Below are 26,349 nucleotides of genomic sequence, written 5' to 3' on the forward strand. Positions count from 1 at the left end.
AACCTCTATCAATCAGGATATATCCGAAAAAGAAGGTAATTCGAAATTTCGAATTACCCTTTAGAGAAATTTGTTTGTACTTCATTGATTGGCCAATAGCGCAAATCAACTTTTCCAACAACTTGTTCTATTTTTACAAATCCGAAATGACGGCTATCCCAACTTCCTAAACGATTATCTCCAAGTACAAAGATAAACCCTTGCGGAACAACCTTTTCGTCCGTTAACTCTTCTAGAGTAAAATCGCCTGTTAGCTGTCGTCCATGAATTTGTTTTTTATATACATCTAAATACGGTTCTTCAATAAATTGTCCGTTAATATATAGTTTATCATGTTTGTATGAAATTTTGTCACCTGGGAGACCGATAATTCGCTTCACATAATCTTCCTCTTTATTTGCATGAAAGACAACAACATCAAAGCGGTTTAACTCATCAAACCGATAACCAACTTTGTTCACAACCAGCATGTTACCATCTTGAAGTGTAGGCATCATCGATTTTCCTTCCACAACATACGTTGTAAAGAAAAAAGTGCGAAAAAATACAGCTAATAAAACACCTATAAAAATAGTTCTCATCCACTCTACGCTTTCTTTTTTCCACTTTCGCTTCATCACGCCACATCCCTTTCTCTTTTCTATAACAGGGGTGCGCTCACTTACGAAGTCTAATCTCTACTCAGTTCAAGCTTTACTTCAATTTTCTTTCCGACATACCATAAAATAAAAATAACGCCGATTACAATAACTGTTTTTACTGGGTTATGTACAAAAGAAGCAAGATCATGCCCAACGTAACTTAGCACGAAAACCATCACAAGCTTACCGAGAGAGAGGGCTAAAACAAATTGCCGTTTACTAATACGCGACAATCCTGCTACAACATTAATAAGTGCCGATGGTGTAAACGGAAAACAAAATAAAAGAAAGATTGGCGCAAATCCTTTTCGCTCAATCCACGTCATCGCACTGCGTACTCGCGGATGCTCATTTACAAAAGCGAAAAAACGACTTCTGCCAAAACGACGAATGATAAAAAACACGAGCAATGCCCCTATACATGAACCGAGCCATGAATAGAAAAAGCCAAGCCATAACCCAAAGACAACCGCATTTGCCATAACAAATAAAAAAAGCGGCAAAGCCGGAATAAACGCTTCAATCATCGGAAGACCGATTCCAATTAATGGACCAAACGCCTGGTAGCTTTCTAATACGCGTTTCAAATTTTCTATTGTGAAATGTTCTTTGATCGATTGAAAATCCATTCTACACTTTACCCCTTTGCTATATTCCTATCCTTTACTTTATCATTGCTTAGCTGAAAGAGGAAATGGTAGATATGACATATAAAGATGTATTTATTAATGTTCCATGTTTTTATGTGAAAATCCTGCGTTATGATTGTATAATAACCTATCATTATTTGACACGATCTTACATATTAAGAAATAAAAAAAGGATGGCCTATGCCATCCTTTTTCTCGTTATATGCTATAAGATTATAGTTTTACAACGTTTTTAGCTTGAGGTCCACGGTTACCTTCTTCTACTTCAAAGCTAACTTTTTCGCCTTCTTCTAAAGATTTGAAACCTTCAGTTGTGATAGCAGAGAAATGTACGAATACATCGTTTTCGCCTGGAACTTCGATGAAACCGAAACCTTTTTCATTGTTAAACCATTTTACTTGACCTGTTTTCATAATAACTTCCTCCTAGGAAATAAATATATTTTGTAGTTTTCACAACATAAAAAAAGAATCCACACATTATCAAATGCGAAACAGAACACATACACAATTTCCTCGCTAGTTTCACGGCACTTGATAATATATGGATTGCTTGATTTAAGTATTCAACTATACATTGACTATACCATACTAAAGAAAGAATGTACAACATAATTTGCGAGAATAAGAAAAAGGAGGAATCTACCTTCCTTTTTCTTATTCCATATATAATCAATCTTCTTTTTTTAAAAGATACATCTTCTCATATGCTGGTTTTAGCTCTAAAATCTCATTTTGATTAACAATTAAAAATTTTGGCGCTGTTTGTTTTCTTTTTCGATCTTCAAATTCTGCACGCAGCTGTGCAGTTCTGTTTCTTTGATTTTCAAAGCTGTTTTTAGATACTTCTAGTTTAATTGTCTGACCATTTATGAATTCAATGAGAATATTTCCATGCGGAAGTTTTGTCACACTTTCAATATGAAAATGAGATAACCAGGCACATTCTTTGCGAGAGTAAGAAAACGTGGGGAAAAAATAAATATGATCTGTAGGACTAATTGCAATCGGTGCTTTATGCGTAAAACCTGTGTATTCTTTCGTTCCGTCTTTCCGCCCACCAAAACTAGCTCCATATTGACGACAGCTTTGCTCCACAATCTCAAGGGGTTTTTGATACACAAAAAACTCATCACTTTCTTCAATTACACGCGTCACAATTCGTTTATCTTTCAAAACAATTGGAAGTAGTGCAATCGTTTTTGAATTAATAATGTACTGTGATGTGTATTTTTCAGCTTCGCTACTCATCTTTTTCTCTCCTTTTTCATTTTTAGATAATTTTTATGTAATTATCTACATGGATAATTGTACCATTTCAATTTGGGAATACTCGTCATTTTCATTTTTTTTACAATTTCTTATTATTAAATTAAAATTTCCTTTTATATATCTTTATAAATACTAAATTTAAATAGCATAATCTTCCTGTATAAAATAACATTTCCTTATACGAAACTTTATATTCTAACATTTCGAAATATTTGTAACGGTAAAAAAAGCCAGCTCGAAAGCTGACTCTTTCTTATCACGCTATTCGCGGGCAGTAAGCCCCCACTGATGGAAGTTTCACTTTATCCCGCATTAACGGGCAGTAAGACCCCCACCTCAAGATTGAGAAAAAAGCGAAGAAGCTAGGTGGGAGATAACTGCCCGTAAAAGCCCGATTGGTTCAACTAACCTTCAGTGGAAACCCCTCACTGATGGAAGTTTCACTTTATATTATCGCGTAAACTGCTCTTCCTCTGTAGAGCCTTTCAATGCGGTTGTTGACGAAGTTCCGCCCGTGATCACTTGTGCTACTTCATCAAAGTATCCTGTACCAACTTCGCGTTGATGACGCGTTGCAGAGTAACCGTGCTGCTCTGCTGCAAATTCAGCTTGCTGCAGTTCTGAGTAGGCAGCCATACCACGCTCTTTGTAACCGCGCGCTAGTTCAAACATGCCGTAGTTTAAGGAATGGAAACCAGCAAGCGTTACGAATTGGAATTTATATCCATAAGATGCAATTTCTTTTTGGAAGTTTGCAATTGTTTTATCATCTAATTTTTTCTTCCAGTTAAAGGACGGTGAACAGTTGTAAGCTAACAGTTTACCAGGGAATTTTTCATGAATTGCTTCTGCAAAGCGCTTTGCATCTTCTAAATTTGGCTCGGATGTTTCACACCATACAAGATCTGCATACGGTGCATATGCTAAGCCGCGCGCAATCGCTTGGTCAAGTCCAGCTTTCGTACGGAAGAATCCTTCCGGTGTTCTTTCCCCTGTAATAAACGACTTATCAACAGGATCAATATCACTTGTAATTAGATCCGCTGCATCTGCATCCGTTCTTGCGATAATGAGCGTTGGTACTCCCATTACATCAGCCGCAAGACGTGCTGATACTAAATTGCGCACTGCTGTTTGCGTTGGTAGTAATACTTTTCCGCCTAAATGACCACATTTCTTTTCAGAAGAAAGCTGATCTTCAAAGTGAACACCAGCCGATCCTGCTTCAATCATTCCTTTCATGAGTTCAAATACATTAAGCTGTCCGCCAAAGCCAGCTTCTGCATCGGCAACAATTGGTACAAAGTAATCAATATCACCACTGCCCTCCATATGCTGGATTTGATCAGCACGCTGCAGTGTTTGATTAATACGCTTTACAACTGCCGGCACACTATTTGCTGGATACAAGCTTTGGTCTGGATACATTTGTCCTGCTAAATTTGCATCTGCTGCTACTTGCCAGCCGCTTAAATAAATTGCTTGCAAACCTGCCTTTACTTGCTGCATTGCTTGATTCCCAGTTAATGCTCCTAATGCATGAATGTAATCTTCACTATGAAGAGAATTCCAAAGCTTTTCCGCGCCGCGGCGTGCTAACGTATATTCAATATCAATCGATCCGCGCAAACGAATCACATCTTCTGCAGAATATGGACGTGTAACCCCTTTCCAGCGTTTATCAATCTCCCAACTCTCTTGTAACTGTTGTACTCTTTCATTTACCATTTCTTCCATCCCCTTTTCTTCATTTATCCCGCTATTTGCGGGCAGTAAGACTCCATTGATGGAGACTTCACTTTATAAAATTTCATACCCCGGTAACGTTAAAAACGGTACAAATTCATCATTCATAACAAGAGTAGTAAATAGTTTCGTAGCTTCTATAAATCGTTCTTTTTCAAAACGATCGCTGCCAATCTCCTGCTCTATTTTTACTAACTCTTCTGCTTTGAACTGTTCTACTAGTGCAAACGTAATCTTTCGTCCATCTTCTAATTTTCCTTCCTCATGACGAATCCATTGCCACACTTGCGCACGTGAAATTTCTGCAGTTGCTGCATCTTCCATTAAGTTATAAATTGGTGCTGCTCCTCTGCCACTTAACCATGATGCAATATATTGAATCCCCACGCTAATATTTGTACGAAGGCCAGCTTCTGTAATCGTTCCTATTGGAACTTCTAATAAGTCTTGTTCGTTTATACTAATTTCTTCTCGTTTTCGATATATTTGATTTGGTGTTTTCATAATGCGATCAAATACTTCCATCGCTACAGGTACAAGTCCCGGATGAGCAACCCAAGTCCCATCATGTCCATCACACGCCTCACGCTCTTTATCAGCTCGCACTTTCTCAAATGCTGCTTCATTCGCTGCCGAATCGTTCTTAATTGGAATTTGTGCTGCCATCCCACCAATTGCCGGTGCATTGCGGTGATGGCACGTTTGAATAACGCGTAAGCAATAAGCGCGCATAAAAGGAACACTCATTGTTACCTGCGCCCGGTCCGGAAGTAGAAACTGTTTATGATTGCGGAAAGTTTTTAAGAAGCTAAAAATATAATCCCAACGTCCACAATTTAACCCTGCTGAATGATCACGAAGCTCATATAAAATTTCATCCATCTCAAATGAAGCATGAATCGTTTCTAAAAGCGCGGTTGCTTTAATCGTTCCATTTGGAATACCAATGTATTTTTGTGCAAATACGAACACATCATTCCATAGTCTTGCTTCTAAATAACTCTCCATTTTCGGTAAGTAAAAGTATGGACCGCTTCCTTCTTTAATTAACTCTTTTGCATTATGAAAAAAGAACAATCCAAAATCTAATAAGCTGCCTGATATTTCTTCACCGTCTACTAACACATGCTTTTCTTGTAAATGCCAACCACGCGGACGTACCATTAATACAGCTGTTTGTTTATTAAGACGATACTCTTTTCCGTTTGGATTGTTATATGAAATCGTTCCCTTAACTGCATCTCGTAAATTTATTTGTCCTTCAATCGAATTCTGCCATGTCGGTGCATTAGAATCTTCAAAATCTGCCATAAATACATGTGCTCCTGAATTCAAAGCATTTATAACCATCTTGCGATCAACCGGCCCTGTAATTTCTACGCGGCGGTCTTGTAAATCATCCGGAAGCGGCGCAATGGTCCAATCATCCGCTCGAACATGTGCAGTTTCCTCTAAAAAATGCAGCAACTCTCCTGTATCAATTCTCTTTTGTTTTTCTATTCGTTTCTGTAGTAATTCTTTACGGCGCTCGTTAAAATTCTTATGCAGCTCTTTTAAAAACGAGAGTGCTTCTGGTGTCAAAATCTCCAAATACGCCGGTAATATTTCTCCAACGAGTGTGACCCGTGAAGTTTGTGTCGACATATTAGCATCTCCTTCTCTCCAAACTGTTTTATAACAGATTTGATTTTATGATTATATTATATAACAAAAAATCAGAAAAGGAATAATTTTTTTGAATATTTTAACAATATTCAAAAATTGGTTTATCCATACTTATTACATAAATCAAAAAACAAAATATATAGTTATCACAATCATAACAACCGAGTTAAGTTGAGGCATATTCAGACCTAAATTACGCAAAAGTAGCTGTAGATGAAAACTCCCACCTTAAACTAGGCTACGTCCCGTACGTTTTGAAGATGAAGTTTTATTTCCAATTTTTACATAAAGCAAAACTTCCATCAGTGGGGTTCTTACCGCCCGCAAATAGCGGGATAAAAAAAGCATAAGGTGTACAACTTTTACTGAAAGACAAGAGGAATAAAGTTTGAGGCTTAAATTAAAAGGAAAGACATGTTGTTTAACAATTATAAGAAAATGAAAGAGGAGTGGGAAATCTACTCCTTTTATCACGACATGTTTTTGTTGTTGGCTCTGTGGCAGGACCCCATACCCATCAAGCTAAGATTTTAAAGTATCCCCCAAACGGAAATTTTTTGTTTTTTATAGCACCGAAGTTCATTTTTATCATTTTGGGGAAGAATGTGTTTCTTAACTTGATATTGATGTGGAGGGACCCTAGACAAACAAAAAAACGAATCATTTGATACGGTTAAAATAATCTATTTGGCAAAATAATAAGTAGTTATCAAAAATGATAACTACTTATTATTTTATTGATTATTTTATAAACCATTTCCTAAATAAATATACTAATCCAATTAAAGCTAAAACAGTAATAATAGTTCCTGGAATCCCAAAACTATTTAACATATTGGTCCTCCTTTTTTAATATTAGCTTGGATTTATTGTAAAAGTACCACCTGAATGATTAACAGTAACCGTACACCATGTTGAAGCATAAGCTACAACCGCAGTATAATTCTTAGTTGCAGTTAACGTAGTATTTAGTCCAGAAGTAGAAATTGATCCAGAATATACTTTACCAACACCTCCACTTCCTACTAATCCATAAGCATCATGATAAACTACTGTTTTTACAGAAGATACTTTACTAGCACCTGCTGTTGTACTAGTTTTTAAGTTAGAAGCACCGAAACTTTGATTTATAAGATTTTGAATATCATCCTTAATTGTTCCACTTACTGTTACTGTAACACCATTAGCTGTTTTAGTTCCATAAATAGATTTTGAAGCAAATAAAGATATCCCTGATGGAAGAGGTTGTTTAGCATACATTTCAACAAAAGCTTGATCTTTTAATGAAAACGCTTCTCCCATTTTGTATTCATTATGTATTCTTTCAAAATTAGAAACTACTTCTTCATGGGATAAATTTGATAATTTCTCTTTATACGCTTGTTTTTGATTTTCTACAGTTTTTTCATGTGAGAGATTAGATTCAGCATTAGCCATATTACCAAACGTAAAACCCAAAGTTAAAACAACCGGTACAATTAGAGCGAAAATTTTTTTAAACATGACAAATTCCTCCAAAAATTAATATATTTTGTAACTTTCTAGCATATTGTAACAAATATACATATATTTGTTATTATAATATTACTTAATTTTTCGACAATTATGTGTCTTAAAAGGAGGAGAGGAAGCAACCGTGACGTGAAGTGCAAAATTCCCATCAAATCACGAAAGCTTAAATTGTACTGCGGATACCAACGTACTGCTAACAAGATGATGTCTGATTGATAATGTTTCCACTTCTAAAAAAATGTCTTATCTTGGGTTTTATGTCATTTGGTTGGCGGAACCCTTTTTTAAGAAAACGTTAATAGGGGTCACGTCACATCGCTATCAAGCTAAGGTTTTACACTACCCATAAAGCAAAAAAGGCGTTATCCTTTCTGTAGAATTATAAGAAAGGATGGCGTTTCTTTATGAATCTTTCGATTCTTAGTTTAAATGTCGTGATAAAAATCCCGATAAATCCAAAAAATGTCGTGATAAAATGAAGAAAAAACCATAAAAAATAGGCGTATCAACACGTTGCTTGATACGCCTTAAAACTATATTGTTAAACAACATGTGTCGTCGTGTCGTAATACTTACATTTCTGTCATTATGTTAAATTCAGTATTACATATATACCCTACGCTTTTTAAATACTCTATAGATTTTTCTTTCCCCTCGTGTTTTGGAGCAGGGACTTATTTGTCTTCTTTTTTATGCTCTTTGTCTTCTTGTTTCTGTTCTTTTTTATACTCTTTATCTTCTTGTTTCTGTTCTTTTTTATACTCTTTATTTTCTTGTTTCTGCTCTTTATATTCTTGTTTCTGTTCTTTTTTATACTCTTTATCATTGTTTTCTTCTTGATGCCCATTATTTCTTTTCGGTTGCTGGGGCTGCTGTTCCTGGGATTGCTTTTGTTCGTTTTGCCCTTGCTCCTCGTATTTTTCTTCCTTTACAGAAGACGAATTCGATGATGCATCCGGTGGTGACTCTGGTTGCGATTGTACCTCTGGAGGCTGTTGCTCCTGATTAGACGGCGGCGGAACAACCGATTTCTTCTTCTCATTCTCTTGCTTTATATAAACACCTGTGCCGACTCCTGCTTTCTGAGCATTCTCGCGCACTTGCATAGTACTGTCTTGATATACGACTGCAACATGTTTTGTCTCATACTCTTTCTTTAACCCTTGCATAGCCTTGTGCAACTGCGGTTCTAGCGACTTTTCCTTTGTAACAGATGTTAACATAACTTGCTTGTCATTCGTTAAGTATCCATCCTCTTGACTTTGCTTTACAATGGTACGTACTACGTCCTGCAAAGGTTCATTTTTCCATCGTTTCATTTCATTTAAAATGCGCTTTCCATCATCATTACAAGCTCGCAATTCTATAACACGAAGATCCTTTGTTACACTCGCCTCTAAACTTGGATTAATATCAACAGAGACATAAGCAAGTGCTTTTTCTTCCGGTTGGTTGTAGAAAAACAGAAACACACATAGAAAACAAGCAACAAGCAGCGATGCAGGCTTTAAGAAAGAAGGGATTGAAAAACGCGGTACTCTTTGTTCTTGTTCGTTAAACGAGACTTCCTCTCCAATCATATAAGAGTGCGATTTTCTTTTAAACGTGATAAACTCTCCGTCTGGCGTTAAAACAACTACGCGATGTTTTTTAATATCCATCACAATCCCTTTATTCATCATTCTTCCCCCCCTCTTATATAATCAAGAATATATGTATAGTTGTTTGCAAAGATAATACACATTGCAATAATGTATTTCCTATGCCGCTCCAACGTTTTCCGACTTGCCCTAACACGCGGTTCAATTTGTTTAAGCGGTAACTTTTTCTTTCGAAACAACTCTTCTATCATTTTCTCTTCTTTTATAATAATCTTTGCAATTTCTATTAAGTGCTCACGCGTATCACGATGCTTTGGAGATTCCTTAGCAAGCTCTACAAATGTGATTTTAAATTCGTCTAGTACACTTTGAAAATGAAGAATTTCCTCCTTACGGTTACTGTTTTCCATCTCTTTCATATACTCCGTAAGCGATGCCTGCATCTCTACCATTTCCTCTTGCTGGTCTTCTTTTAAAAAGACGAGATTATGCCTAGACTCCTTGCGTATATAGTCAATTACATCTCTTTTTATAAGAAGCTCAGCAAACGCAAGAAAAGATTTTCCTTTTTTATATGAATATTGTTCAATTGCTTGATTAAACGCAAACAACCCAATGCTATATTCATCATCCTGCTCCGTAATATATCGGCGGCAGACAGACGAGATTGATTTTCGAATAAAAGGCCGATACTGTGCGATAAAAGCCCCCTTATCTCCTACGTTGTTTTGTATGTCAAATACTATATCTTCTATGGCCGGTTTTTTTATGATTTTCATCATTAAACTCAACACTAGTAATCCCCCTCCCCCCTTTTGCTTCAAATAGCAAAATGGTCACTAAAGAAGTGACCATTATACCACAATTTCTTACTACTTTTCTTTGTGCTTGTCTTCTTGCTTGTCGTGACCAACTTTTTTACCGTTGTCTTGATGATCATCGTTTCCTTGATGATTATTGTTTCCTTGATGATCATTGTTTTCTGTTTGATCCTTTTGGTTTGATTGCTCATGCTTCTCATGGGAAACAGCCGTTTTATGTGCTGGTTGTGCTGGTTGTGCTGGTTGTGCTGGGTGCGCTGGCTGTGCCGGTTGTGCCGGTTGTGCCGGTTGTGCCGGTTGTGCCGGTTGTTCTGGTTGTGTTGCTTGTTCTGGTTGTTCTGGTTGTACTGGTTGTGCCGGTTGTGCCGGTTGTGCCGGTTGTTCTGGAGTTACCCCTGTATTTTGATCTGCTTTCTTGCTTTCTTTTGCAAGAGCATTAGCTTGTTTTTCTTGTTCTTTCTCTATTTTAGCTGCAATCTTTGAAAAACTCTTCTCTATATTTTTGGCAATTGCAGCTTTTGCTTTCGGATTTTTCACTTTATCAAGCACTTTCGCTAATGCTTCGATGTTGTTTCCGATATGTACTTTTACTTTCGCTGCTTCTTTTTCTTCTTTGCTAACAGGCTTTTCTGTCTTTGTTTTCTCTTCACCAGCAGGCTTTTCTGTTTCTGCTTTCTCTTCGCCAGCAGGCTTTTCTGTTTCTGCTTTCTCTTCACCAGCAGGCTTTTCTGTTTCTGCTTTCTCTTCGCCAGCAGGCTTTTCTGTTTCTGCTTTCTCTTCACCAGCAGGCTTTTCTGTTTCTGCTTTCTCTTCGCCAGCAGGCTTTTCTGTTTCTGCTTTCTCTTCACCTGAAAGCTTATCTGCTTTTTCTAAGTCCTCTGCCGCTTTTTCTAATGTATCTTGTGTAAGATCATCTTTTCCTTTTTCGTTTAGTACACTCGCCTCAGAAATTCGTTCCGCAGCTTGCTCAGACAATAGCTTCGCCTTCTCTAAATCGTTTGACGCAAGAGCCATTTTAATATCTTCCACCATCGTTTTCACGAAATAAAAGAAGTCGCCTTGTACTAAAGATGGTTTTTCTGTTTCCGTTGTTTTTACCGCGTCTGTGTTTTCGCTAGCATACGCTGCTGTTCCCATTAGAAACGGACTGCATGCCATCATAGTTATCATAGTACCTTTTAATAGTGCCTTTTTCATATAATTATTCCTCCATTTGCTTTCTTCACTATACATATTCGGAGGGAATGAAAGTTTTATAGGGGTCAAAAAAATATTTTTTTATAAAAATAAAAAGCTGACATTTCGTCAACTTCTTCATAGATTCATATTTAAAGGGTAATTTTTTCATATCATCCGTAAACTTCTAGCTATATAAAATATGATTGTACTAAATAATATAATGAGAAATATAACAAAAGAAATAGTAGGAAATCCAACTTCCCTTTGCATTGCAATTTGTGCATTTTCCCAAGTACTATATACACCAAATGTTATAATCTCAAGTTGTAACCACCCTAATAATGTACGCGAGTGAATATACAATCGTTGTTTTTGTTCTTCTGTAACATCGGAAGGATAGTTAAATAACTGAGGAAAACGACTTAAAACATGAAATAATACATATAATCCTAAGCCAACAATTGGATGAATAAAAATATTCCCCTTTCCACCAAATCCGTCCGCTTCTCCATTCAACCCAAAATGAGTTGGAATCCTATGCGGTAAAGACGGCCAAATGAATCCAATATATATAAGCATCACAACTATTCCAATAAGTGACAAACCATCTAACCATCTTTCAAGATTTGTTTTCTGAGCAATCTTTTTCATTTCTATCCCCCCTTGCTGCATATTTTTATTTTACTATATTTTCCACAAACAAAAAAAGAATGTCCTATCATTATACTTATTTTTATGAACAAACTTTTTTTCAAAATAAACAGCATACAATAAAGTGAAACTTCCCTCAGTGGTTTTTTCATCCCCCACTGATGGAAAACCCGTCCAATCAGGATAAAAATAAAAAAGAGGTGGAGAGCATGCCTGCAATTGTTGACAGCATTATCATTTCAAAATGTAATGGGAATGTAAATTTAGGTGACAAATACAATGTAAATCCTCAATTCCGAATTAAAGAACACCTTGGATCTGGATCATCAAATGCAGCAAAAACACTAAAAGTTTTTAATGGGGTTAGTACCGCAAATGTATTTGACTCTGATCTAAGTGATCAAGATATAACATTCACACTGTAAATTAGTGATTTAAACTGTAACAAGAAAAGAACAAGTAGATTCTAGTCTTTATAATAGACATCTACTTGTTCTTTTCGAATTTTGGTCTTAATAAAGTGAAACTTCCCTCAGTGGGGTCTTACTACCCGCGAATAGCGGGATAAACAACTGCTGTTTTTAATGATTATTTCCTCTTATACTCCTCAAACGTATGAATTCTCTCAAAAATTGGAGGATGCGTATACAAGAAAAATTTCACCAAAGCGGGCGGATTCACCTGACTTAAACTCGTCTTTGATAAATATTGAAATGTTTTGACCCCCGACTGATTATCCTTCGTCATGTCTAATGCATATTGATCGGCCGCTCTCTCTTCAATGCGCGATACGTAATTTGTTGCAGGGCTTACCGCAAAGGAAAGCATAGAAGATATAAGAAAAAATAGTGGTAAAACTGAGAAACTAGCTATCTTAGAAATATGCAGTGTATCTCCCCACTTACGAATACACGCTTGAATAATGCGGTTAATAAGGTACATGCCAACGAAAGTTAAGGCAATATAACTTCCCACGCCCCAATATATATGCTTCATCACGTAATGACCCATTTCATGTGCCATAATAAATAATATCTCTTTATCTTTTAACTGCTCAAGTGTTGTATCCCATAAAACAATGCGAGAATTCGAGCCAATTCCCGTTACATATGCATTTAACGCATTTGTTTTCTCTGACATATTCACTTCATACACATGCTCCGCTGGAATATTTGCTTTATCTGCTAATGTTAAAATCTTTTTCTCGAGCTCCTTATTATGCAACGTGGAAAAATGATTATATAGCGGATCAATAACTACCGGCTGAATGAACGTTAAAAAGATGGTGAATGGAACCGAGAGCGCCCAGCCATATAGCCACCAACGTTTTGGATATTTTTTAATGAGCCATAATAGCACAGACACCGTGAGAAACATAAGGAAAAAGTTGATCCAAAAATCAAGCACATGTTCCTTTATCCAATTTGCCGTTGATTGCGTAGAAATGCCGTAATCAACAGACACTTGATGACCAATCCATTGCAGCGGCAATGATAGCGCTGTTGTCACAAGTGATAAATAAAACAAATAAATCGCAATTTGCAGTACCCGTACTTTTGTTGTATCTTTCGCCCATTTTTCAAACCGCTTTGATACACCGAAAATGAGTACAAATAATAAAACAATCCATTGCAGCGGCGTCGCTAAGAAAAATAATAAATTTTTCACCCGAGAGTAATCTTGACTAAGTGTCAGCTCCCTTGCATTCATAAATGTTGCTGGATCTGCACTCGTTCCTTTGTACATTTCTGGTATCATCTCATGATTCCATCCAAATAAATACCAATATATAAACAAAGCAAATAACACGTACAAAAAAAGGGCCCAGCTCATCACTTTTCGCATGTTTTCTCCTCCTCATCGCTGCCTGTCTATTATTATTGTAGTTCGTTCCTCGAAAAATAGAACAAGCTAATACGATGAATTGTCATGTAATATTCACTCATGCCTCCTCTTTTTTCAGACTTTTCTTATAAAATAAAATTGGGGGGATTGGAATGAAAAAACTGTATATTACCTTTACGTTAGGACTTATTATCGCAATCGGGATTGGAATTTTTTATTTTACAAGTTACCGAAAAGTATCAGCGGAAATACCAAAGGGGATTGTTATGGAAGATGTAAACGGCGCACCTGTATCATTTGATCAATTACCGAAAAAATTAAAATTAGTAGAATTTATGTATACAAAATGCCCAGATATTTGTCCTGTTACAACATATAAAATGAAATATTTACGAGATGAGCTTGTGAAAGAGAAAGTTTTCGGAACAAAAATCGAATTTATTACAATTACCATTGATCCGAAATACGATACGAAAGAAGTTCTGAAAAATTATTCCAAAACGTTTGACATGAAACAAACGAAAGGTTGGCACCTGCTGCGCGGCGATGAAGAAGAAACGAAACAATTAGCCGAATCTTTTAACTTCCGCTATCGCGATCCTGGAAGCGGCCTTTACATTCATACTTCAAACTCTTATCTACTAGATGAAAACAATCGTTTAATCGAAGTATTTGGTATGGGAGAACGCGGGTTTGATAGTAAACAAGTGTTAGAGAAAATTAAAGAGGAAATGTAAAAATACAAATTGAAAAACCGACAAAACCTTTTTTTAGGTGGGTAAGAGCATCTGGCCATGCCTAGAAGCGGTCAGGGCCTTTCCTGCTACTGGCGAAGTTAAAACAAAGAGAGAAAGCAAGTGCAGGTCATTTTTTGCGCTGCATTGCAGCGATTTTTATGTTAAAAAATATCGCAACCTACCATATGTATTGCTTCTATTGCAACAGACAAATAATACGATATCGGCGCTTTTTAAGGTATATCGACCATTCGACATAACATATCGGCGCTTCGGCAATATTCAACATACGTACACAATAAGAAACTGCTCCCCAAAGGCAAGTAAGTGCCTTTGGGGAGCAGTCTCTTTTTACTTTTTCTTTTGCACCGGTAACCAAATCTCTAGTTGTGCAAGCTCGTGCTTATCTGCATGGCACCGCTCATCATATAATTCAAACTCTACAACGCCAGAATGTTCGTAGCCAGAATGCGGGAACCACTCTGTAAAGATGGCATTCCACGTTTGCTGAATCGATGCTACCATTTCTTCGTGCGGAACTTTTGGCGTTGTAAATACAGCGTACGTTGCTTCCGGGAATGTACGGCACGTCATCTCGCTTGATACACCATCAAAGCTTGTTGCTTCCATTCCGATAATATACGTAATTTCCCCTGTTTCTAAATTAAAATCTGTACACATTCCTAATTCTACACATTCGTTCGTATGCTTACGGTTTGGAATATTTTCCGACAAATTATTTTGCAAATACTTTTCCCACATCGCTGGGATATCTTTTAGATTTTGTCCTTCTTTACTTGTTGTCTTCATTTCATACCCAATCACTTGAAAAGCTGGCTTTGTTTCTATACGAAATTCCATTTGGATTCCTCCTAAATACGGATTAAATTTCCGCTGCATCACATTCACTTTGGAATATAACGGCGTTCGAATCTCTTGCTTTCGATATGCACTCGGCGTCATATGAAACAGCTTTTTAAAGGCCCGCGTGAACGTTTCATGAGATTGAAAGCCATGCTCTAGTGCAACATCGAGAATTTTCTCCTCCGTATGAGAAAGCTGATAAGCTGCCCGGGCGAGCCTTCTCTTTCGTACATACTCCATCACAGAGTCTCCAACTAACGCTTGAAACACGCGGTGGAAATGAAACTCTGAAAATCCTGCAATACGAGCTAGGTCCTTTAATGTTTGCTTTTCCATTACATCTTCTTCAATATAATCTATTACCTTTTGAATTTGTATTTCATAACTTTCCATCTCTGTTCACCTGCCTTATATGTATTATCATAAAGGGAACTGGAATTTTCTTCTTGATGTTTTTTGCTTTTATTATATAAAACTTTTAACTTTTTAATAAAAAGAAAGCTACCGATCAGCAGCTTTCTTCCCACTCTATTGTAATTTCTCTAATTCACTGCCAAGAAACTTCGCAATCTCTAACATACCGTACTTTCCAACAACTGCTTCGGCATCAGCATTATAGTTTGTGTTCGTATTAATATCATAAGTGAAAATTTCACCATCAGCATTTCGAATAAACTCAATGCCAGCGATTGCTATATTGTTAGCGGCCAAAACAGCCTCATATTTTTGAATAATTGGGTCGTTAAATCCTTCTACAATTTGAAACTTCGGTTTTTCCGGAGCTTTCTCGCCAACTGGACAGAACAAATCTCCAATTTGACAAGCATCAGCAGGGCATAATTCGAAACCTTTCGATGTATCGACTTGAACTGCATACACAAACTTTCCGCCTACAAACTCACAACGCGTAATATAAGGTTCAGGAGCTTGTATATATTCTTGAATCAACGTAATACCATCTACTGGCTCTTCAAACGCTGCGCTTTCTACATAATCTTTTAAAGAAGCAACAGACTGGAACAATTGAACTCCCAATCCTTTTCCAGCGCGGTTATGTTTCGTAATGAATGGACGTCCTTCAAATTGAGCTGCCGCTTCTATAATATGATCCTTACCAACAGCTGCGATTGTCTTTGGTGTACGAACTCCTTGAGCGTTTAGTGCCATATATTGTGCAACTTTACTTACTTCAAGTTGCAATGCTCTGCTTCCATTGAACACCTTTCGGTTATGTTGCTCTAACCAAGCAAGTACAGCAGCCGTAAGCTCCGGTGCAAAGCGGTGATTTCTCGTATGAGAAGAAGCGCTCATTCGGTTATAAAATACGCCTTCTGGCGGAACAGAAGAAAGATCAACAATACCTTCGTCTAAATGCCATTCTTCATATGGAAGTCCAAGTTCTTCCAACCTTTTTATAAGATGAGTTGTCCACTCTTTATTTTCATGAATAATGTGAATTTTCCCCATAGAAATACCCTCTTTCTAGATGTAATAGTTTCATTATACTATTTTTTCTGTACGGAAAAAGAAAAAGCTGTCTGTATGACAGCTTTTCATTCTACACTTGCAACGCCTTCTCTTTTAATGCCCTTCTCAAAATCTTTCCTGTCGTATTTTTCGGAAGTTCTTCTAAAAATTCAATACTGCTCGGTACTTTATATTTCGCAAGATGTAATGAACAGTACGCCATAAGCTCCTCCACTGTAACAGTATTCGTTTTTAGTACAACATATGCTTTCACTGCTTCACCTAAACTTTCATCTGGAACACCGATAACAACAACTTCAGCAACAGCTTCATGCATATATAACACTTCTTCTACTTCGCGCGGGTAAACATTATAACCGCCAACAAGAACGATATCTTTTTTGCGGTCTACAATATAAAAGTAACCTTCCTCATCCATTTTTGCTAAATCACCTGTATACAGCCAGCCATCACGAATTGTTGCTGCTGTATCTTCCGGCGCTTTGTAATAGCCCTTCATTACATTCGGGCCGCGAACGATTAATTCTCCAACTTCGCCAACTGGTACTTCCTCACCCATTTCATTTACAACTTTGTTTTCCACATTCTGAACATTCGTTCCGATTGAACCAGGCTTACGCGAACGATCAAGCGGATTAAAACAAGTGACGGGCGATGCTTCTGATAATCCATACCCTTCCGAAACAATAACATCAAACCTTTTTTCAAAGTTTGTAAGAAGGGCAACAGGCATAGACGCACCGCCAGAAATACAAAGACGTAGCGTATGAACATCTTCTGCACTGGCATCCTCATATAAATATAAATAATTGTACATAGTCGGTACACCCGCAAATATCGTAGCTTCGTATGTACGACAAATACGAAATACCTCTTTCGGGCTAAACTTTGGCAACATTAAAATTGTTGCACCGTTTACAATTGGCGCATTGACTGCCACCGTTAAACAAAATACGTGGAACATCGGAAGTGCTGCAATCACACGGTCATGCTCTGAATACTGTAAATACGAAGCAACATCGCTTGCATTACTGTATAAATTTTTGTGTGTTAACATTGCTCCTTTTGGCTTTCCTGTCGTTCCAGATGTATATAAAATAACGGCAACATCTTCTTCTTGTATATCTGGACCTTGAAAAGCGAGATCTCCGCTGACTACTAAATTCGTAAACGTTTTCATTTTTCCAGTTTCTTCATGAGTTGAATTTGCTGAGGTTTCACAAATGATGATGTTCTTGATGGAAGGAAGTCTTGATGTAAGTGATTGCATAACTGGTAGAAGGATGTCGAGTGTGATGATTGCTTTAACGTCTCCATTTTGTAAAATGTAATATAGTTCATCTGGTGTATAAATAGGATTGACTGGAATAACGGTGGCTCCTGCACGCATTGCTCCGTATAAACCAATTAAAAAGTGCGGTGAATTCCCAACAATTAATGCGACATTATCCCCTTTGCCAATACCCATTTTTGCTAAACTACTAGAAAACTTAATGACTAATTCGTTAAATTGGTCATAAGAGACCGATTGATCCTGAAATATATAAGCCGGCTTGTTCCCTTTCATTTTCACCGTTTCGGCTAATGATTGAACGAGATTCACAAAACCCCCACCTTTTATAAAATTTTAAAAATTCTAAATACATTATATTAAAAGAAAATTAAGGGTGCAAGTTACATTTCATCAAACAAATATAAAAAACAACCATACGTAAGATATGGCTGTTTTTTTATCTACTTAAAAGAATAAAGATAAGAAATCTTCTTTTGTTATATTACCAAAATAACGTGGCACTTCTACATCTGCTAGCGCCTCAGCAAATGCTCCCTTATCAAATACCTTACCACTTAAACGCTCTTCGATGTCATGCACATCTTCAACACCGAAAAAGTCCCCGTAAATCTTACATTCTGAGACTACACCTTTTTGTACTTCTAACCGAACATCTACTTGTCCAACTGGGAAACGGTGTGAATGCTTCAAGTTAAATTTTGGAGACTTCCCGTAGTTCCATTCCCAATTCCGATAACGTTCTTCTGAGATTTTATGGATTTCTTTCCAGTCATCTTCCGTTAATTCGTATGTCGGGATTTCATTTTCCCCTTCAAAAATATTTTCTAAAAGGAGCTGTTTAAATTCTTCAATTGTAATTTTCTCATTTAAAAACTCCGCAATATTTGCAACACGGCTGCGAATTGATTTAATTCCTTTTGATTGAATTTTATCCATTTTTACATTTAATGCAGATACAACATGGTCAATTTCTGAATCAAATAATAACGTACCATGACTAAACATACGGCCTTTTGTCGCAAACTGAGCGTTACCAGAAATTTTTCTTCCTTCCGCTAAAATATCATTACGGCCGCTTAATTCTGCGTTAATACCTAATTTCCCAAGCGCTGCTGTAACAGGTTCTGTAAACTTTTTGAAATTGTTAAAGCTATCTCCATCATCTTTCGTAATAAAGCTGAAGTTTAAATTTCCTAAATCATGATACACAGCGCCGCCTCCAGAAAGACGTCTTACAACATGAATTCCCTTTTCACGTACATAATCAGCATTAATTTCTTCTACTGTGTTTTGATTCTTGCCAATAATGATAGATGGCTCATTGATGTAAAACAGTAAATACGTTTCGTTAATATTTAAGTTTTTCACACAATATTCTTCAATCGCTAAGTTAATCGTTGGATCTGTAATTCCTTTATTATCAATAAATAACATCATTTCACCTCAAGATTCCCAAACGTAACCGCTATGAGCAAGCACCGTGCGGCCGTTAAAAATTTGTTTTGCTTCCGCTACTAAATCAGATAAATTGCCTGTATGCGGCAAATGAGTTAAAAGCAGCTCTCCTACATTTGCTTGTTTTGCAATTTCTCCTGCTTCTGTACTATTCATATGCCCAGCTTTTGATCCATCTTGATGCGCATACATGTTACATTCACAAATAAATACGTCCGCATTTTGTGCAAATGAAACAAACTTTGGCATGTAACTAGAATCTGCTGTATACACAACAGTTTTCTCACCAGCTGTAATACGCATCGCAAAACATATAGCAGGATGCACCGTTTGTAAGAAGGAAATGGAAAATGGACCAATTTGTAATGTGTCCGCTGGGTTGTAAGGAACCCCTTTTGTATACGGTGTATGTGTTAACGATGCAAATCCTTTTGCATCAAAAGTATGGCCATAAATCGGCAGTTCTGGTAATACACCATTTGTCATACTTGTGATTAAGCGAGCATATTGAAGTACCCCAATATCAGCAACATGATCGTGATGATAATGTGATAACAGAACAGCATCTATATCAGAAGGCGTTATGTATTTTTGAAGCTGTGCTAGTACACCGCTGCCACAGTCGACGAGTAAACGAAAGCCATCGTGTTCAAATAAATATCCAGACGTTGCTTCTCCCGCTTCTGGAAAACCGCCCCAAAAGCCAACAACTGTCATTTTCATATGTATTCATCCTTTCTAATCCATTAATCATTGTTTTACATACTCTGTTTCACTTTCTATTCTCCATTCTTAACTATAATGGATTTTCTACACATTTTCATTATTTCTAAATTTGTTATAAAACAGTTATTGACTTTAATCATTTGTACTAATACAATAATAGTAACAAATGGAAATGGAGGGATTTACCATGATGGATCAACCAATGGAGTTCTTCAGAAATTTACCGGCAAAAACTTGTTCCCAATGCGGAAGAGAGATTGATGAGCAACACGAAGCGTATCATAACAAATGCGACGATTGTACGAACGAAGAATAATAGATTGTAAACATAAGAAAAACCTAGCAGATATCATCTACTAGGCTGGCATCATTGTACCTTTCACCGTTGACCCTTTCACCAAGAGCTCCAGTTCAAACTCGTACACTTCTTTATTTCGATAATTTTTCGTATGAATTTTATCCATCATCAGTTCTACAACTTTACGCGCCATTTCATCAATTGGCTGATCGATTGTTGTAATACCTGAGTCTGTAATTTGTGATAAGAACTGATTATCAAAACCAACTACAGCTAAATCGTCAGGAATGCTCCAGTCGTGTTTGTTTGCTTCTGTGATAATTCCTGCTGCGACTTCATCTCCCCCTGCCAAAATAGCGGTAGGATTTTTTTTGTCTTGCAAAAGCTCATAAAACATGTTTTTTCCATCCTCAACAGAGTAAGCGCTTTCAATGAAATCAATTGACTCAACTTGTTTGCTTTTTTCTGTTACAGCACGTAAAAATCCCATTTTTCTCTGCTGATTTATCACCTTTGTCTCTTTCCCCCGACAGAAGACAAGATGACGATATCCTTGATCTAACACATGCTTCGCTGCTATGTAAGCTCCTTGTGCATGATCAAAGTTTACAGTTGGAATGTTTGCTTCTTCAATATATTCATTGCATAAAACAATTGGTCCATGTTGTAAATAAGGCTCAACATCCTCCCACTGATTTTCAAGTGAACATAAAATAATTCCATCTACTTGTTTCGTAGATAACAATTGTAAATACTCCATCTCTTTTTCTGGTAAATATCTTGTTTGACAAATAATCAGTTTATATTTATGATCTGAAGCTACAATTTCAATCGCCTCAATAAATTTACTGAAAAAAGGATCTGTCACACGCGGAACCAAAACTGCAATCGTTTCCGTCTTTTGCTTGCGAAGTCTTCTCGCTGCAGAATTAGGAACAAATCCAAGGTGTTTCATCGCTAATTGTACTCTCTTTTTTTTCTCTTCCGATACATACGGATGGTTATTAATTACCCGAGAAACCGTTGTTCTTGATAACCCCGCTAATTTCGCTACGTCCTCGATCGTCGACACGAAATTCTCCCCCTTTGAATGAAAACGTTTTCTTATTTAGAATTATATAGTATATAATTGGAAACCGCAAGACACCTTGACGGGAATTTACTATATTAATATTGTAAAAATTAAAAACTAGTAAATTAACGCTATAAACTGCAGGAAAAATGGCTCTATAGTTCGAATTTATTTTTGTGTTGCAATTAGTAGTATAAGATAAGCTTATAAACTGAGAAAAGATGATATATGAATCAAACGGACCGTTCACTTTCCATTATCCGGAATTGTAACAAAAAAGAATCGTAACAGCAAACGCTTTAGCAAAAAAATATGTAATTCTTCATTCTTACTGCTGGCATAATGGTATCAGCAATACTTCTTTATATTAAGAGAAAAGAACTTAATTATAATAAGAAAGGGAGTATGTAACATGAAAACAAGTATAGTTTTGGAGAAGTTTGAAGAGTTAGCAACATACTATAAAAAAGAGCTGGAGAAGTACCCATTAGAACTATTGATACAAAAACCTTCCGATGAAGAATGGTCACTTGGACAAATGTACAATCATCTAATTTTATCAGCTTTCCATATGCAAATAGCGGCTATTGAAAAATGTGCAAATCAAACAGCTGCTATTGGCGGGGATAAAACAGACGCCGGAGAAAAAATTTATGCAATGGGAGCATTTCCTCCTATCCAAATTAAAGTACCTGCTCACCCTGAATATACACCGAACAACCCAACGAATAAAGAAGACCTTAAACAAGGGCTGTTACAACTGATTGAAAGAATGAAAGAAATTGAACCTACATTATCAACTATTCCAAATAACTATAAAGTACAACATCCCCGCCTTGGTTATTTAAACGCAGAGGAATGGTTTGAACTTATTTATATGCATTTTCAGCATCATCTTCGTCAAAAAGAAAGATTAGATTTATTGCACGTTAATGGGTAAAAACTACTCTTTTACTACGACATATCGTTATCCAAAATAAAAAAGCTAGCAAAGTGCTAGCTTTTTTGTGAAGATGCGAGGGAAACCTTACTGAAAGGGCTTCCAAAATTTATTTTCTCTAATGGAGAATGTTTATCGTATTCATCATGAAACATTATCTCTCGAAATTTCTATTTTCTTGTACTGATCATGTTTTACCACTTGGCGAGCTTCGATATCTTGATGCTCTTCATTCTTTAACATTTCTGAAACATCTACAACAACTGTATTTATTAAAACGTTTACTACATATCCAGTTAATTTTAAGGATGGGTTATCACGATAAGAAAACTGAACATAATCCCCAATGTTTACTTTGTTCATTTTTTCCATAATAAAAACCTCCTATATGTACTTTATGTTTTTTCTTTATAGTTGTTTCTGTTTTTTCACTTATTTTCCCTTCATAATAATACGCTTTATCAATAATTATGCAAAAAACACCTGGAAATGCAAAGAAATATGCAAATATATATAAAACCACTCTATATGAAATAAAAAATCCTAAAGACTACAAGTCTTTAGGATTTTTCATTTATTCCGCTTCCGCAAATTTTCCGAATTGACGCTTATGCATCCAAGTTAATGTTCCAATTGTTCCAAGTGATAACAGGACGATAAAGATCATTAAAATACCTGCATTGTGCCACATAAAGCTGTAATCTCCACTTGAAATAACCGCTTTAAATCCTGATACAGAATATGTCATTGGGAACCATGCGTTAAACACTTGCAATGGTTTTGGAATTAACTCAAGTGGGAATGTACCAGCACTTGTTGTTAACTGTAAAATCAATGTCAAGATCGCAACAAAACGTCCTGCATCGCTGAAAGCTGTTACTAAAAATTGAACTAACGCAATAAATGATAAACTTGTAATAATGCTAAACAATACGAAGTATGGAACACTTTGTACTTCAACACCTAACCAGAACAGCAATATCGCATCTGCAATAAGTGCTTGAATCACACCAACTGCAAAAAGTACACCAAACTTACTAATAAACCAGCTAAATCCTGATTTCGGTATACCAACTGTTTCGCGTAATGGGAACACGATAGATAATAACAGTGCTCCAACGAATAAACCAAGAGATAAGAAGTACGGTGTAAAGCCTGTTCCGTAGTTTGGAACTTCTGCTTCCTTCTCAGTTTTCACTTTTACCGGAGCAGCGAACATATCGTATTTCTTCTCGTCGCCTTTTACTTCGCTTGTTTCTTTAGCGCCCTCGCCAAGTTTTGTTGCAAGTTCTTTTGAACCGTCATTTGCTTCGCCCAATCCATTCGTTACTTGACCAGAACCGTCTGCTAGTTGGCTGACGCCGTCTGCCATTTGTTTCGAACCAGAAGATAATTCACCTAAGCCACCTGCTAATTGGTTTGCTCCAGTAGATAACTGACCTAGTCCTGCTGTTGCTTTTCCTGATAATTCACCTAAGCCACCTGTTAACTGGTTTGCTCCTGCAGATAATTGACCTAAGCCGCCTGCTAATTCATTTGCTCCAGTATACAACTGACCTAAGCCTGCTGTTGCTTTATTGGAAAGTTGATCTAGACCACCACTTATAGTACTTGCACCAGTCGTTGCTTCTTTTAATTTCTCACCAAAAGTTTGGAAGTTTGTTATAAACTGCTGTTGACCTGCTGCTAATTTTTCTGTACCTCCTACAAGCAGTTGTTGACCATTTTGTAGTTCATTTACACCAGCTTGTAATGAAGTTTGACCATTAGACACAGCTTTTGCAGTGCCCGCAGTTTGTTTTGCATTGGTTACAACACCTTGATTATCTTTGATAAGTTCTTGAACAGTTGGTGCTAATTGTTGTTTATATTCCTCTGGTAACCCATTGATTTTTTCTTGCAGCTGCGCTATATCAGCTGCAACTTCATTAGCGCCACCTGCAGTGTTCTGTGCAAGGTTGCTTACTTGTTCAGATCCTTTTGTTAGCTCTGGTAACTTATTTTTCATATCCGTTACACCAGCTAACGATTTTTTCAAGCCTGCGTTTGTATCTTCAATACCTTTTTGCACTTCTGTTGCACCAGCAGCTAATTTTTCTTGACCACCTTGAAGTTGGCCAAGGCCATTCGCTAACTGATTAGAACCCCCGGAAAGAGAAGTAAGCCCTGTCTGGAACTCTCCTTTTGGATCTATAAATTGGCCTAAACCTCCTGCAATTTGCTGGGAACCAGTTGCTGATTTTCCTAAACCTCCCGCAATTTGCTGGGAACCAGTTGTTAAGCTTCCCAAGCCTCCTTGGAACTCTCCTTTTGGATCAAGGAATTGTCCTAAGCCTCCTGCAATTTGCTGGGAACCGCTTGTTAATTTTCCAATCCCCGTTATCATTTCACCAGTCTTACTATTTAAAGTATTTAATCCTTCTGTTACTTTTCCAGAACCATCTTTCAATTGACTCGTACCATCATGAAGCTTACCTGCTCCCTCACTTGCATCAGCAAAACCTTTAGAAACATCTTTTAATGAATCAAACATTGTCTCAGCATACGTTTTCGTTACCGAATTTGCTACTTCACCTTTGATTTTTTCAATGGCTGATCCACCAATTTGTGAAGATAAGAAGTTTAAACTTTCATTTGGAATGTACTCTAGTTTTGATTTTTTAGGGTTTTCATCCAACAGTGTTGTTGTATTTTTAGAGAAATCTTTTGGAATGCGGATCGTTATGTAATATTTACGATCGTCCATTCCCTCTTTTGCCTTTTTGTCGCTGACAAACTCCCATTTGAAGCTTTTATTTTCTTTCAAATTATCAACAAGTTCCTTACCGGCCTCAATCGGTTTTCCATTATATACTGCACCTTCATCAAGGTTTACAACTGCAACTGGTAAATCATCTAATTGGCTATATGGATCCCAAAATGCCCATAAGAACATACCAGCGTACAATACTGGAATAAATAATACTGCAATAATTGGAATTAAGATTTTTTTACTTTTGATAATCGTCGCAAACTCTTTTCCAAGCAGTTTAAATCCTCGCATTGTTTCACTCTCCCTCTAAATTATTGACTACTTTGTTCATTTAGTCAGTTTTTGTAAAATAAGAAGAAAATAACGACCAATTCATCTTCTCGTATGTGTTGCTATCTTCTTACAATTCCGCCTCCACTAACTTATGACCAAACCGTTCACTTGGTCATATTTTATAATAATAAGAGGATTATCTTATTTTGACAATCCCTTTAATAAATATAGTTCAAAAAGTTCAGCGATATGCTCTTTTTCTAACGGTTCGTGATACTTTTCCCAGTCAGAAATAAGAGATACATACAGATGAAGCATGATAAATGCGGTAATTTCTGGATCACATGCTATAATTTCACCTTTTGCAATTGCAACTTCAAGACGAGATTTAATAAATGTAATAATTTCAGAATCCAATTGCCGCATAACATCTTGCACTTCTTTTGTGCCCATATCTCGCTCTTCTTGAATAAGCTTAATCATAAGTTGATGGTCTTTACGGAATTCTAAAATGCTATATAAGGCACGATGTACATTTTCAAAAAATGATACATTTGAATCAATTGCTGTTTCTGCGACTTGCTTCATTTCGTTAATTAAATTTGAAATGATTTCACCAAACAGCTCTTCTTTATTTTTAAAAAACGTATAAATTGTTCCTTTTCCAACATTTGCAAGTTTTGCAACTTGATCCATTGTTGTTGCTTTATAACCAAAAGCGGAAAAAGATTTTGTTGCAGCTTCAATAATTGCTCGTTTTCGATCAATTGCCATGTTGTCACCTCCAATAATGACTAAATGAATATTTCAGTCAATCAGTACGAATATGATATTACCATAGCTTACCAATGTTTTCAAGTTTTATTT

Annotated in this window: 24 protein-coding genes and 1 pseudogene; 4 read left to right on the forward strand and 21 right to left on the reverse strand. The window is 36.7% G+C overall.

Annotated features, from left to right (window positions below; all coding sequences use genetic code 11):
- Window positions 1-53 precede the first annotated feature (53 nt).
- From lepB to ACTDJC_RS10885, 11 genes and pseudogenes are all read right to left on the reverse strand, one after another.
- On the reverse strand, window positions 54-617 hold the full coding sequence (lepB, locus tag ACTDJC_RS10835; RefSeq protein WP_440603369.1) for a signal peptidase I: 564 nt from the start codon (window positions 615-617) through the stop codon (window positions 54-56).
- Between the two features lie 53 nt (window positions 618-670).
- Window positions 671-1,270 carry a TVP38/TMEM64 family protein gene (locus ACTDJC_RS10840; RefSeq protein WP_440603370.1) on the reverse strand — a complete coding sequence of 200 codons (600 nt, stop codon included), beginning with the start codon at window positions 1,268-1,270 and terminating at the stop codon, window positions 671-673.
- A 234-nt stretch (window positions 1,271-1,504) separates the two neighbouring features.
- The gene (locus ACTDJC_RS10845) at window positions 1,505-1,705 is read right to left on the reverse strand and encodes a cold-shock protein (RefSeq protein WP_035437341.1); all 201 of its coding nucleotides are present in this window, start codon (window positions 1,703-1,705) and stop codon (window positions 1,505-1,507) included.
- A gap of 258 nt (window positions 1,706-1,963) precedes the next feature.
- Window positions 1,964-2,542 (reverse strand): competence protein ComK, encoded by a 579-nt coding sequence (locus ACTDJC_RS10850; RefSeq protein WP_429708277.1) that lies wholly within the window; start codon window positions 2,540-2,542, stop codon window positions 1,964-1,966.
- Window positions 2,543-3,013: 471 nt separating this feature from the next.
- Window positions 3,014-4,291, reverse strand: coding sequence for an isocitrate lyase (aceA, locus tag ACTDJC_RS10855; protein WP_440603371.1), 1,278 nt, complete (start codon window positions 4,289-4,291; stop codon window positions 3,014-3,016).
- 72 nt (window positions 4,292-4,363) lie between these two features.
- Window positions 4,364-5,953, reverse strand: a complete 1,590-nt coding sequence (gene aceB / locus ACTDJC_RS10860; RefSeq protein WP_440603372.1) for a malate synthase A — start codon at window positions 5,951-5,953, stop codon at window positions 4,364-4,366.
- Between the two features lie 876 nt (window positions 5,954-6,829).
- Window positions 6,830-7,477 (reverse strand): hypothetical protein, encoded by a 648-nt coding sequence (locus ACTDJC_RS10865; RefSeq protein ID WP_440603373.1) that lies wholly within the window; start codon window positions 7,475-7,477, stop codon window positions 6,830-6,832.
- A gap of 827 nt (window positions 7,478-8,304) precedes the next feature.
- Window positions 8,305-9,165, reverse strand: a pseudogene (locus tag ACTDJC_RS10870) (anti-sigma factor domain-containing protein); the annotation flags it as partial.
- On the reverse strand, window positions 9,165-9,881 hold the full coding sequence (sigI, locus tag ACTDJC_RS10875; RefSeq protein ID WP_440603374.1) for an RNA polymerase sigma factor SigI: 717 nt from the start codon (window positions 9,879-9,881) through the stop codon (window positions 9,165-9,167). The gene sigI and the pseudogene ACTDJC_RS10870, both read right to left, overlap by 1 nt.
- Before the next feature lie 78 nt (window positions 9,882-9,959).
- On the reverse strand, window positions 9,960-11,105 hold the full coding sequence (locus ACTDJC_RS10880; protein WP_440603375.1) for a DUF5667 domain-containing protein: 1,146 nt from the start codon (window positions 11,103-11,105) through the stop codon (window positions 9,960-9,962).
- Window positions 11,106-11,252: 147 nt separating this feature from the next.
- A complete protein-coding gene (locus ACTDJC_RS10885; RefSeq protein WP_253628893.1) occupies window positions 11,253-11,738 on the reverse strand; it encodes a DUF1648 domain-containing protein in 486 nt (161 codons plus the stop codon).
- 209 nt (window positions 11,739-11,947) lie between these two features.
- Between ACTDJC_RS10885 and ACTDJC_RS10890 the strand changes: the two genes are divergently transcribed.
- Window positions 11,948-12,163, forward strand: a complete 216-nt coding sequence (locus tag ACTDJC_RS10890) for a spore germination protein (RefSeq protein WP_440603376.1) — start codon at window positions 11,948-11,950, stop codon at window positions 12,161-12,163.
- 163 nt (window positions 12,164-12,326) lie between these two features.
- On the opposite strand, the gene ACTDJC_RS10895 is transcribed toward ACTDJC_RS10890, so the two are convergent.
- Window positions 12,327-13,583, reverse strand: coding sequence for a M48 family metallopeptidase (locus ACTDJC_RS10895; RefSeq protein WP_098306070.1), 1,257 nt, complete (start codon window positions 13,581-13,583; stop codon window positions 12,327-12,329).
- A 152-nt stretch (window positions 13,584-13,735) separates the two neighbouring features.
- Here ACTDJC_RS10895 and ACTDJC_RS10900 point away from each other — a divergent pair, with 152 nt between their 5' ends.
- Entirely contained in the window at window positions 13,736-14,320 is a 585-nt protein-coding gene (locus ACTDJC_RS10900; protein WP_440603377.1) for an SCO family protein, read from the forward strand.
- 351 nt (window positions 14,321-14,671) lie between these two features.
- On the opposite strand, the gene ACTDJC_RS10905 is transcribed toward ACTDJC_RS10900, so the two are convergent.
- The 5 genes from ACTDJC_RS10905 to ACTDJC_RS10925 all read right to left on the reverse strand — a co-directional run bounded on the left by ACTDJC_RS10905 (window position 14,672) and on the right by ACTDJC_RS10925 (window position 20,144).
- Window positions 14,672-15,577 carry an AraC family transcriptional regulator gene (locus ACTDJC_RS10905; protein WP_440603378.1) on the reverse strand — a complete coding sequence of 302 codons (906 nt, stop codon included), beginning with the start codon at window positions 15,575-15,577 and terminating at the stop codon, window positions 14,672-14,674.
- Window positions 15,578-15,712: 135 nt separating this feature from the next.
- Window positions 15,713-16,651 carry an ATP-grasp domain-containing protein gene (locus ACTDJC_RS10910; protein ID WP_440603379.1) on the reverse strand — a complete coding sequence of 313 codons (939 nt, stop codon included), beginning with the start codon at window positions 16,649-16,651 and terminating at the stop codon, window positions 15,713-15,715.
- 91 nt (window positions 16,652-16,742) lie between these two features.
- Window positions 16,743-18,275, reverse strand: coding sequence for a fatty acid--CoA ligase family protein (locus ACTDJC_RS10915; protein ID WP_440603380.1), 1,533 nt, complete (start codon window positions 18,273-18,275; stop codon window positions 16,743-16,745).
- A gap of 135 nt (window positions 18,276-18,410) precedes the next feature.
- Window positions 18,411-19,400, reverse strand: a complete 990-nt coding sequence (locus ACTDJC_RS10920; RefSeq protein ID WP_098306060.1) for a lipoate--protein ligase — start codon at window positions 19,398-19,400, stop codon at window positions 18,411-18,413.
- Window positions 19,401-19,409: 9 nt separating this feature from the next.
- A complete protein-coding gene (locus ACTDJC_RS10925; protein WP_098306057.1) occupies window positions 19,410-20,144 on the reverse strand; it encodes an MBL fold metallo-hydrolase in 735 nt (244 codons plus the stop codon).
- 190 nt (window positions 20,145-20,334) lie between these two features.
- Between ACTDJC_RS10925 and yhfH the strand changes: the two genes are divergently transcribed.
- Window positions 20,335-20,463, forward strand: coding sequence for a protein YhfH (gene yhfH, locus ACTDJC_RS10930; RefSeq protein WP_253628890.1), 129 nt, complete (start codon window positions 20,335-20,337; stop codon window positions 20,461-20,463).
- Window positions 20,464-20,503: 40 nt separating this feature from the next.
- Here yhfH and ACTDJC_RS10935 read toward each other — a convergent pair whose 3' ends face one another.
- Window positions 20,504-21,517, reverse strand: coding sequence for a LacI family DNA-binding transcriptional regulator (locus ACTDJC_RS10935; protein WP_429708251.1), 1,014 nt, complete (start codon window positions 21,515-21,517; stop codon window positions 20,504-20,506).
- Window positions 21,518-21,929: 412 nt separating this feature from the next.
- On the opposite strand from ACTDJC_RS10935, the gene ACTDJC_RS10940 reads away from it, so the two are divergent.
- Entirely contained in the window at window positions 21,930-22,457 is a 528-nt protein-coding gene (locus ACTDJC_RS10940; RefSeq protein ID WP_440603381.1) for a DinB family protein, read from the forward strand.
- Between the two features lie 144 nt (window positions 22,458-22,601).
- Here ACTDJC_RS10940 and ACTDJC_RS10945 read toward each other — a convergent pair whose 3' ends face one another.
- The 3 genes from ACTDJC_RS10945 to ACTDJC_RS10955 form a co-directional block, all read right to left on the reverse strand.
- A complete protein-coding gene (locus ACTDJC_RS10945) occupies window positions 22,602-22,829 on the reverse strand; it encodes a DUF2187 family protein (protein ID WP_440603382.1) in 228 nt (75 codons plus the stop codon).
- A 202-nt stretch (window positions 22,830-23,031) separates the two neighbouring features.
- Window positions 23,032-25,500, reverse strand: a complete 2,469-nt coding sequence (locus ACTDJC_RS10950) for a YhgE/Pip family protein (protein ID WP_440603383.1) — start codon at window positions 25,498-25,500, stop codon at window positions 23,032-23,034.
- A 183-nt stretch (window positions 25,501-25,683) separates the two neighbouring features.
- Window positions 25,684-26,256, reverse strand: a complete 573-nt coding sequence (locus ACTDJC_RS10955) for a TetR/AcrR family transcriptional regulator (protein WP_429708243.1) — start codon at window positions 26,254-26,256, stop codon at window positions 25,684-25,686.
- Window positions 26,257-26,349: the final 93 nt, after the last annotated feature.

The sequence above is a fragment of the Bacillus sp. GB_SG_008 genome (assembly GCF_052038115.1).
Taxonomy (GTDB): Bacteria; Bacillota; Bacilli; order Bacillales; family Bacillaceae_G; genus Bacillus_A; species Bacillus_A rhizoplanae.